This is a genomic window from Psychrobacter halotolerans (assembly GCF_039680845.1).
In the GTDB taxonomy this organism is placed as follows: domain Bacteria; phylum Pseudomonadota; class Gammaproteobacteria; order Pseudomonadales; family Moraxellaceae; genus Psychrobacter.
The window spans coordinates 863535-873222 of record NZ_JBDKWD010000001.1; the positions used below are offsets into that span (position 1 = coordinate 863535).

Annotated in this window: 8 protein-coding genes and 1 tRNA gene; all 9 read right to left on the reverse strand. The window is 42.4% G+C overall.

The features are described from left to right. Positions 1–146: 146 nt before the first annotated feature. A complete protein-coding gene (gene rpoB / locus AAJP47_RS03685; RefSeq protein ID WP_346716538.1) occupies positions 147–4265 on the reverse strand; it encodes a DNA-directed RNA polymerase subunit beta in 4119 nt (1372 codons plus the stop codon). A 719-nt stretch (positions 4266–4984) separates the two neighbouring features. After that, the gene (gene rplL / locus AAJP47_RS03690) at positions 4985–5356 is read right to left on the reverse strand and encodes a 50S ribosomal protein L7/L12 (protein ID WP_346716539.1); all 372 of its coding nucleotides are present in this window, start codon (positions 5354–5356) and stop codon (positions 4985–4987) included. A 126-nt stretch (positions 5357–5482) separates the two neighbouring features. Next, positions 5483–6010, reverse strand: coding sequence for a 50S ribosomal protein L10 (gene rplJ, locus AAJP47_RS03695; protein WP_346716540.1), 528 nt, complete (start codon positions 6008–6010; stop codon positions 5483–5485). A gap of 462 nt (positions 6011–6472) precedes the next feature. Further along, positions 6473–7174: a 50S ribosomal protein L1 gene (gene rplA / locus AAJP47_RS03700; protein WP_346716541.1), complete on the reverse strand. Its 702-nt coding sequence runs from the start codon at positions 7172–7174 to the stop codon at positions 6473–6475. Next, the gene (gene rplK, locus AAJP47_RS03705) at positions 7174–7605 is read right to left on the reverse strand and encodes a 50S ribosomal protein L11 (RefSeq protein ID WP_058025423.1); all 432 of its coding nucleotides are present in this window, start codon (positions 7603–7605) and stop codon (positions 7174–7176) included. The genes rplA and rplK overlap by 1 nt, the downstream gene beginning before the upstream one ends. A 94-nt stretch (positions 7606–7699) precedes the next feature. Next, positions 7700–8230 (reverse strand): transcription termination/antitermination protein NusG, encoded by a 531-nt coding sequence (nusG, locus tag AAJP47_RS03710; RefSeq protein ID WP_010201718.1) that lies wholly within the window; start codon positions 8228–8230, stop codon positions 7700–7702. A 107-nt stretch (positions 8231–8337) separates the two neighbouring features. Continuing rightward, complete coding sequence (secE, locus tag AAJP47_RS03715; RefSeq protein WP_346716542.1) at positions 8338–8823, reverse strand: preprotein translocase subunit SecE; 486 nt, start codon at positions 8821–8823, stop codon at positions 8338–8340. A 51-nt stretch (positions 8824–8874) separates the two neighbouring features. Beyond that, positions 8875–8950, reverse strand: a tRNA-Trp gene (locus AAJP47_RS03720). A 375-nt stretch (positions 8951–9325) separates the two neighbouring features. After that, positions 9326–9688 (reverse strand): EF-Tu C-terminal domain-related protein (locus tag AAJP47_RS03725; RefSeq protein WP_497198672.1); only part of this gene is annotated, 363 nt, incomplete at its 5' end.

Genomic DNA, 9688 nt, shown 5'->3' on the forward strand with positions numbered 1-9688 from the left:
TCTCCGTTATCTTTATAATCATCTGACTGCTATCTGTTGACGCAGATAAGATGAATGAAGGCAATGAATAGGGTTGAGACAAATTACTAAAAGCAGCAGCAATAGAGCGTACTGCTTTTAGTGGCTAACTAAGACAAATAGTGTGCTTAGTTGCTTTGTTTTAACTCAATATTAATACCCAGTGATTTGATTTCTTTGGTCAGTACGTTAAACGATTCAGGCATACCTGGATCCATGTACTGCTCACCATCAACGATGTTTTTATACATACGGGTACGGCCTTCAACGTCATCCGACTTCACCGTTAGCATCTCTTGCAACGTGTAAGTCGCACCATATGCTTCTAGTGCCCAGACTTCCATCTCACCGAAGCGCTGACCACCAAACTGCGCTTTACCGCCGAGTGGCTGCTGCGTGACTAGTGAGTAAGAACCCGTTGAACGTGCATGCATTTTGTCATCAACCAAATGGTTCAATTTGAGCATGTACATGTAGCCAACCGTCACTTTACGGTCAAACTTCTGACCTGTACGACCATCATATAACGTTTGCTGACCATCGCGATCCATACCAGCAAGCTCGAGTAAGTCTTTAACTTGGCTTTCTCTTGCGCCGTCAAATACTGCTGTGCCCATCGGTACACCGCCGCGTAAGTTGTCTGCTAGCGCCATGATGTCATCATCACTCAAGCTATCTAGGTCAACTTGCTCACCGCCGACTTGGTTATAGATTTTGTCTAAGAACTCACGTAGCTCTTTGATCGCTGCTTGAGATTTGAGCATACCGTCAATCTTCTCGCCCAAGCCTTTCGCTGCCATACCCAAATGCGTCTCTAGAACCTGACCGATGTTCATACGAGATGGTACACCAAGTGGGTTCAATACGATGTCAACGGTATTACCATTTTCATCATAAGGCATGTCTTCAACTGGCATGATGCGCGAGACAACACCTTTGTTACCATGACGACCAGCCATCTTATCACCAGGCTGAATACGACGTTTAACCGCTAGATATACCTTAACGATTTTTTGTACGCCATGTTGCAAGTCATCACCAGCGGTTAATTTGCGTTTTTTCTCAGCAAATTTCACATCGATGTCTTTTTGCTTATCAACCAAGTAATCAGAAATTTGCGTTAGACGCTCAGAGATTTCTTCTTCAACGGGTTGAATATCAAGCAAAGTCTCAAGGCTCATGTCTTTCATATCAGCCATGGCCATAACCGTGCCCGCTTTTAGACCTGCACCACCGCTGACTTTTTGGCCATCTAATAGATTACCAATACGACCGCGAGCGGCTTCTTCAAAAATACGTAGCTCTTCTTTTAAATCTTTACGGTAGCTGTCAAGTTGCGACTTTTCAATCGCTCTTGCACGCGAGTCTTTTTCAACGCCGTCACGGGTAAAGACCTGTACATCAATGACCGTACCTTTACTAGACGTCGGTACACGTAGTGACGTGTCTTTTACGTCCGCCGCTTTTTCACCAAAGATTGCCCGTAGTAGCTTCTCTTCTGGCGTCAGTTGCGTCTCACCTTTTGGCGTCACTTTACCCACTAGGATATCACCAGCGTCAACTTCAGCACCGATATAGACGATACCCGCTTCATCAAGGCTTGATAGAGCCGCTTCACCAACGTTTGGAATATCCGCTGTAATCTCTTCGGTACCTAGCTTGGTATCACGTGCCACACACGTCAATTCTTGAATATGAATGGTGGTAAAACGATCTTCTTTAACCACTTTTTCAGATAGCAAGATTGAATCTTCGAAGTTGTAACCATTCCACGGCATGAATGCGATACGAATGTTCTGACCAAGTGCTAGCTCACCAAGATCCGTTGATGGACCATCAGCCAAGATATCACCTAAGGCAATCTCATCACCTTGGTTAACAATGATACGTTGGTTGATACAGGTGTTTTGGTTTGAGCGCGTGTATTTGACCAAGTTATAGATATCGATACCCGCTTCACCAGCAGTCATCTCATCTTCGTTGACACGAACGACAATACGCGATGCATCCACATCTTCAATCACACCGCCACGCTTGGCGATGACACAAACACCAGAGTCACGAGCAACGTGACGCTCCATACCAGTACCAACTAACGGCTTATCAGCACGTAGCGTCGGAACTGCCTGACGCTGCATGTTCGAACCCATCAAGGCACGGTTAGCATCATCATGCTCTAGGAACGGAATCAAACCTGCGGCGACCGATACTACCTGACTTGGTGACACATCCATATGCGTCACTTTTTCTGGCGGCATACGGACAAACTCACCATAGCTACGCACACTGACCATCTCGTCAGAAAGCGCACCATCTTCAGTCATTGGCGAATCCGCCTGTGCAATCACCGTACCGACTTCTTCAATCGCTGATAGATACTCAATCTCATCGGTCACTTGACCATTAACCACACGGCGATAAGGCGTTTCTAAGAAGCCAAAGCTGTTGGTTTTGGCAAAAGTTGCCAATGAGTTAATCAAACCAATGTTTGGACCTTCAGGTGTCTCAATCGGACATACACGGCCATAATGCGTGTCATGTACGTCACGTACTTCAAAACCTGCACGTTCACGAGTCAAACCACCGGGTCCTAATGCTGATACACGGCGTTTATGCGTGACTTCAGACAATGGATTGTTCTGATCCATAAACTGTGACAACTGGCTTGAACCAAAGAATTCTTTTACCGCTGCCGCCACTGGCTTAGAGTTAATCAAATCTTGTGGTGATAAGTTATCAGATTCTGCTGAGCTTAGACGCTCTTTAACCGCACGCTCAACACGTACTAGACCAACACGGAATTGGTTTTCTGCCATCTCGCCCACTGAACGAATACGGCGGTTACCAAGATGGTCAATATCATCAACATCACCGCGACCATTACGAATCTCGATCAGCTCTTTTAACACATTAACGATATCGTCATTGGTCAATACACTGCGTTCACGCTGGATATCAGGATCATCAGTGTTATCAAATTCAAGGCCTAGGCGACGGTTAAACTTCATACGACCGACATTTGATAAGTCATAACGATCAGCATTAAAGAACATGCTTTCAAACAGCTTCTCAGCCGTCTCAACCGTTGGTGGCTCACCTGGACGCATGACTTTATAGATTTCAATCAATGCTTCTTCGCGAGTTGACGTGCTATCAGCACGGATCGTATCAGCAATGTAACTGCCCTGATCGATATCATTGGTGAACAGAATGCTAAATTCTTTAATAGCACCACTCGCTTCAAACGAGTTCAATTTAACCAATAACTCATGATCAATTAACGTGTTGGCTTTGGCAATGACTTCATCGTTAACAACGATATCTTCTGCCAAAATGCGCTCATATAAATATTCATCAGGTACCGCAATTTTCGTCATACCTGCTTCTTCAAGCTGACGAATACGGCGTGCGTTGATACGTTTGCCCTGCTCTACCAACACATCACCTTCAGGTGATACGATATCAAACTGAGCCATCTCGCCACGTAAACGGTCTGCTACCAGATCAATTTCAAACTGCTCTTCGCCTTTATATACAGCCACTTTATCAAAGAAAAGATCTAAGATTTCAGAAGTCGTCAGACCAAGTGCACGTAGAATGATTGAAGCCAATAGCTTACGGCGACGGTCAATACGCGCAAAAACCAAGTCTTTGGCATCAAATTCAAAATCTAACCAAGAACCACGGTAAGGAATAATACGGGCGTTGTAAAGCACTTTACCACTTGAATGTGACTTGCCTTTATCGTGGTCAAAGAATACACCTGGTGAACGATGTAGCTGTGATACGATAACACGCTCAGTACCATTGATAATAAAAGTACCGTTAGCCGTCATCAATGGCATCTCGCCCATATAAACGCTTTGCTCACGAATATCTTTGATCGCCGCTTTGCTGTCTTTATCTTTGCTATCTTTGTCTTTGATGATCAAACGGATTTTGACGCGCATTGGAGCCGCAAACGTTGAACCACGTAAGATACACTCACGCTCATCAAATTCAGGCGTACCTAAATAGTACTCAACAAATTGTAACTCAGCATTACCAGAGTGACTCTCAATTGGGAAAATAGAGGAAAACGCAGCTTGCAACCCAGTGTTCTCACGAGCTTTTGGCTTTTTGTGTTCTTGCAAAAATTGCTCGTAGGAATCTACTTGAATAGACAGTAAATAGGGAATGTCCATTACAGTGGGCAATTCAGCAAAACTTTTGCGAATACGCTTTTTTTCAGTATAAGAATATGCCATCGAGAGTCCTTACAGTAAACGTGGAAACAAATTAAAAGCGTGGCCAGTATGCATAAATACGATGCAAACTTAGCGACGTAAACGATAATATAAAACGGGTATTCAATTCATATCTTTTAGAAATTACAACTTTACTTACCAGCGTGTATTCAACACACCTTATTTAATGTGATTGGTAACTAAGTCATGGTATATGACTACTCATACCAAAAAATTCAATCCAATGCCTTCACGGCCTAATCTGACAATATGTTCAATGTTTACGAAAAATAAATACTATTGGAATCTGACAAACCAGTTTTATTAAACTTGCTTTAGATTTAAACTGCTTACCGCTAAAACCAATGTCGTCGCCGATATACACTGTCTGCGAGTCTGCATACTGACAGTAAGCCGTACTCAATAGATAACCTAATATCAGTAGCTTTTCAGAATTAATAATCGGAATGACTATAACTTTTAGATCAGTATAAACTATAGCGTTAATGGAAAAGCATGCAGACACAAAAAAATGCCAAACATCTACAGACGTTTAGCTTATTTAACTGATTTTAAAAACTGGCATGTGTACTTGCATGTATATCGTCTGTCCTTTTGATGGGTATCCACCGTGTTGTTGCATACGTATGTTGGCAGACACAAAAGGTCAAGCTACGAATTATACTAAAAAAAAGCTGGCAATGCAAGGCATTACCAGCTTTTTTAGTACAGTGTTAAACTTATTTTAGTTCAACAGTTGCACCAGCTTCTTCAAGTTTCTTTTTCAACTCTTCAGCTTCAGCTTTAGATGCGCCTTCTTTGATTGGAGCTGGAGCGCTTTCAACCAAATCTTTCGCTTCTTTTAGGCCAAGACCAGTAGCTTCACGTACCGCTTTAATGACGCCAACTTTCTTCTCGCCAAAGCTTGCAAGAACAACGTCAAACTCGTCTTTTTCTTCAGCAGCAGCAGCAGGACCAGCAGCAGCAGGTGCAGCAGCAGCAACAGCAGCTGTTACGCCGAATTTTTCTTCCATGTCGCTGATTAATTCAACGATATCCATTACTGACATTTCAGCGATTGCGTTTAACACATCATCTTTAGATAGTGCCATGAGAACTCTCCGTTATCTGATAAAAATTAATTGATTCTAATATCGCTTTGATTGCTTGCCAAAATTTAAAATAGGGTTGGCAATAAAGTGCAATTAGCGATGTTAAAGTTACGTTAAAACAAGCAATTAAGCAGCTTCTTTTGCGTCTTTGATTGCCGCTACAGTGCGAACGAACTTGCCAGGAACAGCGTTCATAGTCTGGACAAGCTTGGTCACTGGTGCATTCATAGTAGCCATCAAGATAGAGATTGCTTCGTCGCGAGTTGGTAGCTTCGATACGCGCTCTAGCTCTTCTGGACCATAAACTTCACCACCGACTGATACTATTTTGGTCTCTAAAGCTTTGTTATCTTTGCTAAAGTCGAAAACGACTCTTGCTGCAGATCCCAAGTCTTCCATAGAGAAAGCCAAAAGTAGTGGACCAGTCATACGGTCTGACATGCTCTCAAACTTAGTGCCTTCAAAAGCGCGTTTTGCTAGGGTATTTTTTACCACTTTCAAAACCACACCTTTATCACGAGCTTGTTCGCGAAGCTGAGTAAGCTTTGCAACACCAATTCCGTGATACTCGGCAGCTACTGCTGAATAAGCATTAGCAGCAACTTCAGACACTTCAGCCACAACTTGTTGTTTTTGCTCTAGCGTTAATGCCATAAGTTGACTCCTTTAATCTTATCAATCCGCTTATAGTAACAGCGCTAAAAATCGAAATTTTTGTGCGCTTAAACTTTAAGCTAATATTGACTTGATACGACACATTACCAATCGATTTTATTCTTGCAAATATTATCTATTGGTAACGACTGATTACGGCACCGTTATCAGAATGACGTTGAGTAATAAGTCGATAGTCATATATAAATAATCCTATCGGTCTATTCGCTCGTGTCTTAAACTGTGTGGGCCACCGTCTGCGTAGGACAACTAAGATTTTCATCTGTCGTCGATTAACAAAAATGACTTATCGATACAATTAACCATTTAAAATCGTTATTTATACCGCTAAACCACTCTCTACCTACGGTCTTAGACAGCGTAGCAAACGCTACGCTGACCTAATTTTTTAAAATGTGTTGTACTCATCATTCAAAATCTTTGAATCGATAAAGCACTTAATTATTTAGCAACGCGATATGGAACAGGATCAATCGTGATACCTGGGCCCATTGTGCTAGACAAGGTAATTTTCTTAATGAAAGTACCTTTAGAAGTAGCGGGCTTGGCGCGTTTTAGATCCGTTAGCAATGCTTGAGCGTTTTGAATAACTTGCTCAGCAGTGAAACCAACCTGACCGATAGTGGTATGGATGATACCCGCTTTGTCTACACGATACTGTGCTTGACCCGCTTTAGCGTTGGTTACCGCTTCAGCAACGTTTGGCGTTACGGTACCAACTTTTGGGTTAGGCATTAGACCACGTGGGCCTAGGATAGTACCCAATTGACCAACAACACGCATTGCATCAGGTGCAGCGATAACAACATCAAAATCCATGTTGCCAGCTTTGATCTGTTCTGCAAGATCTTCAAAACCAACGATATCTGCACCAGCTTCTTTAGCGGCTTCAGCAGCAGCACCTTGAGCAAATACAGCAACACGTTTGGTTTTACCAGTACCCGCAGGTAGATTGGTCGCGCCACGAACTACTTGATCAGATTTACGTGGGTCAACGCCCAAGTTTACTGCGATATCAATAGATTCTTTGAATTTTAGCGCTGGCAAATCATTTAAGATTTGAACCGCTTCTTCCATCGTGTATTGTTTTTCGTTATCAATACGGCTTTGGATTTCTTTTTGACGTTTGGTTAGCTTAGACATTATACACCCTCCACGGTAATACCCATTGAACGAGCGGTACCAGCGATGGTACGAACAGCAGCGTCAAGGTCAGCAGCAGTTAAATCTGCATTTTTGGTCTTAACGATTTCTTCTAATTGCGCACGATCAACTTTACCGACTTTAGCGGTATTTGGTGTACCTGAGCCTTTAGCGATACCCGCAGCCTTGCGTAGCAAATACGCAGCTGGTGGAGACTTCATGATGAACGTAAAAGACTTATCGCTGTATACCGTAATTTCAGTTGGAATCGGTAGACCCGGCTCTTGACCTGAAGTTGCAGCGTTGAATTCTTTACAGAACGCCATGATGTTCACGCCTTTTTGACCCAATGCTGGACCAATCGGTGGTGAAGGATTTGCTTTACCTGCAGGCACTTGCAGTTTGATGTAACCATCAATCTTCTTAGCCATGATTTTCTCCTAAATGGGTATTAGCGCTAAATCAGTGTTAGATAACAATACCAATCTGATTAACAGCTCCCCGGTTGATGAACTTTGTATCGGTTTAGTCTAGTTTCTCAACTTTACTAAACTCAAGCTCGACCTGAGTCGGTCGATTAAATACGTTTACGGTTAGGTGCAACTTAGACTTCTCATAATCCACTTTTTCAACCAACCCTTTAAAGTCAGTAAATGGACCATCAATAACCAACAACTCTTCGCCCGGCTCAAATAGCGTTTTAGGACGTGGGTCAGTTTCAGTCTGATTGAGACGATTTAAGATACGATCCGCTTCTACTTGCGTAATAGGTGCTGGCGTTTCAGGTGTACCACCAATGAAGCCCATGATACGAGGACAATCTTTGACAATGTGCCAAGTGTTGTCGTTCATTTCCATCTGGATCAATACATATCCTGGAAAGAATTTACGCTCACTTTTACGCTTTTTGCCGTCTTTCATTTCGACGACTTCTTCAGTAGGAACCAATACATCACCGAATGACTCAGCAAAGTCACTACGGTTAATACGATCAGTTAATGAACGTTGTACTTGCTTTTCATATCCTGAAAATGCTTGGACAATATACCAACGCATATTACGCTCCTGATCATTATAAATAAGTCGTTATAATTTAAGATTCGAGTTAAAAGATTTAATTTGAAATAAACCGCAATGTACGGTAAATATTTTGCTTTAAAAAATTAACCGATAAATATACCAACGAACCAATTAAAAAAGTTATCTAGTAGCCAAACAAAAAACCCAACAACAGCGATCATAACAATGACTTGCCATGTGTATTGAAAGGTTTCGTCTTTACTTGGCCAAGTGACTCGGCGAAGCTCAACGCCAGCATCTTTTAATAATATTTTAAAAGCGCGACCTTGATGCGTTAATGCCAAGCATACTAAGGCAAATACAATAAGGGCGACGATAATCGCAATACGTGTCCAGACGTCATTGGCAGGTTGCCAGTAACCCGGTAAGTATTGGTTGACTAAAGTCGCACCTATCAAAAATACTGCGGCAAGTAGCCACAAAACCACATCTTTCATTGAGCCGGTCTTAGCCACTTCTACAGCAGAAGTATTGTTTGCTGAAACGTGGTTACCTTTAGACAGCATTCCACCCGCACTCGCCTTGGCATCAGATAACTTAGTCTCGAGGTTATCTTGATTATTGCTCATAAAGAACTCACTTCGGAGATGGTGGGGTACAACAAAGATATGATAAAAAGATGGCAGGCGATGTAGGACTCGAACCTACAACCCTCGGTTTTGGAGACCGATGCTCTACCAATTGAGCCAATCGCCTATGGGTGTAAAGGACAGCATTATACAATATTTATTATAAAATGCAAGCCTATAGCGGTAAAATTGTTTTTTATCTCGCTTTTCTCTTATCTTAAATGGCTATTTCTATTAGCTTGTATTTTAAAGTCACTAATAAAATAAGCGCGTGATAAGAGGAGCATTAATATAGCAAGCTCTGCCATAGATTACAATAGAAGAGAAAATAAATTCGTTAGCGTAGTCGGTAATAGATTGCATTTACTACAATCCTCTCGTGTTTTATACATTCATCCTGTCTTTCTAAAACAGGCTCTATCCATCACCCAAAAAAAAGCCACCCTGTTTAGGATGGCTTTCTTTATGACTAACTCATAAGCTCATTGCTGAGACTTATTGATTAGTTTAATACGTTAGCAACAACACCTGCGCCTACCGTACGGCCGCCTTCACGAATAGCGAAGCGAAGACCTTTGTCCATAGCGATTGGGTGGATAAGCTCTACGCCCATCTCAACGTTATCACCAGGCATTACCATTTCAGTACCATCTTGTAATTGGATTGCGCCAGTTACGTCAGTGGTACGGAAGTAGAACTGTGGACGATAGCCGTTTAGGAATGGTGTGTGACGACCACCCTCTTCTTTTGACAGTACGTATACTTCTGCGTCAAATTTGGTGTGAGGCGTGATTGAACCTGGCTTCGCTAGTACTTGGCCACGTTGTACGTCTTCACGCTTAGTACCACGTAGTAGTACGCCACA

What these genes read in the sequence shown, in the direction of transcription:
- rpoB (WP_346716538.1), bottom strand. Translation starts at nt 4,265, where the DNA reads ATGGCATATTCTTATACTGAAAAAAAGCGTATTCGCAAAAGTTTTGCT.
- rplL (WP_346716539.1), bottom strand. Translation starts at nt 5,356, where the DNA reads ATGGCACTATCTAAAGATGATGTGTTAAACGCAATCGCTGAAATGTCA.
- rplJ (WP_346716540.1), bottom strand. Translation starts at nt 6,010, where the DNA reads ATGGCATTAACGCTAGAGCAAAAACAACAAGTTGTGGCTGAAGTGTCT.
- rplA (WP_346716541.1), bottom strand. Translation starts at nt 7,174, where the DNA reads ATGTCTAAGCTAACCAAACGTCAAAAAGAAATCCAAAGCCGTATTGAT.
- rplK (WP_058025423.1), bottom strand. Translation starts at nt 7,605, where the DNA reads ATGGCTAAGAAGATTGATGGTTACATCAAACTGCAAGTGCCTGCAGGT.
- nusG (WP_010201718.1), bottom strand. Translation starts at nt 8,230, where the DNA reads ATGCGTTGGTATATTGTCCAAGCATTTTCAGGATATGAAAAGCAAGTA.
- secE (WP_346716542.1), bottom strand. Translation starts at nt 8,823, where the DNA reads ATGAGCAATAATCAAGATAACCTCGAGACTAAGTTATCTGATGCCAAG.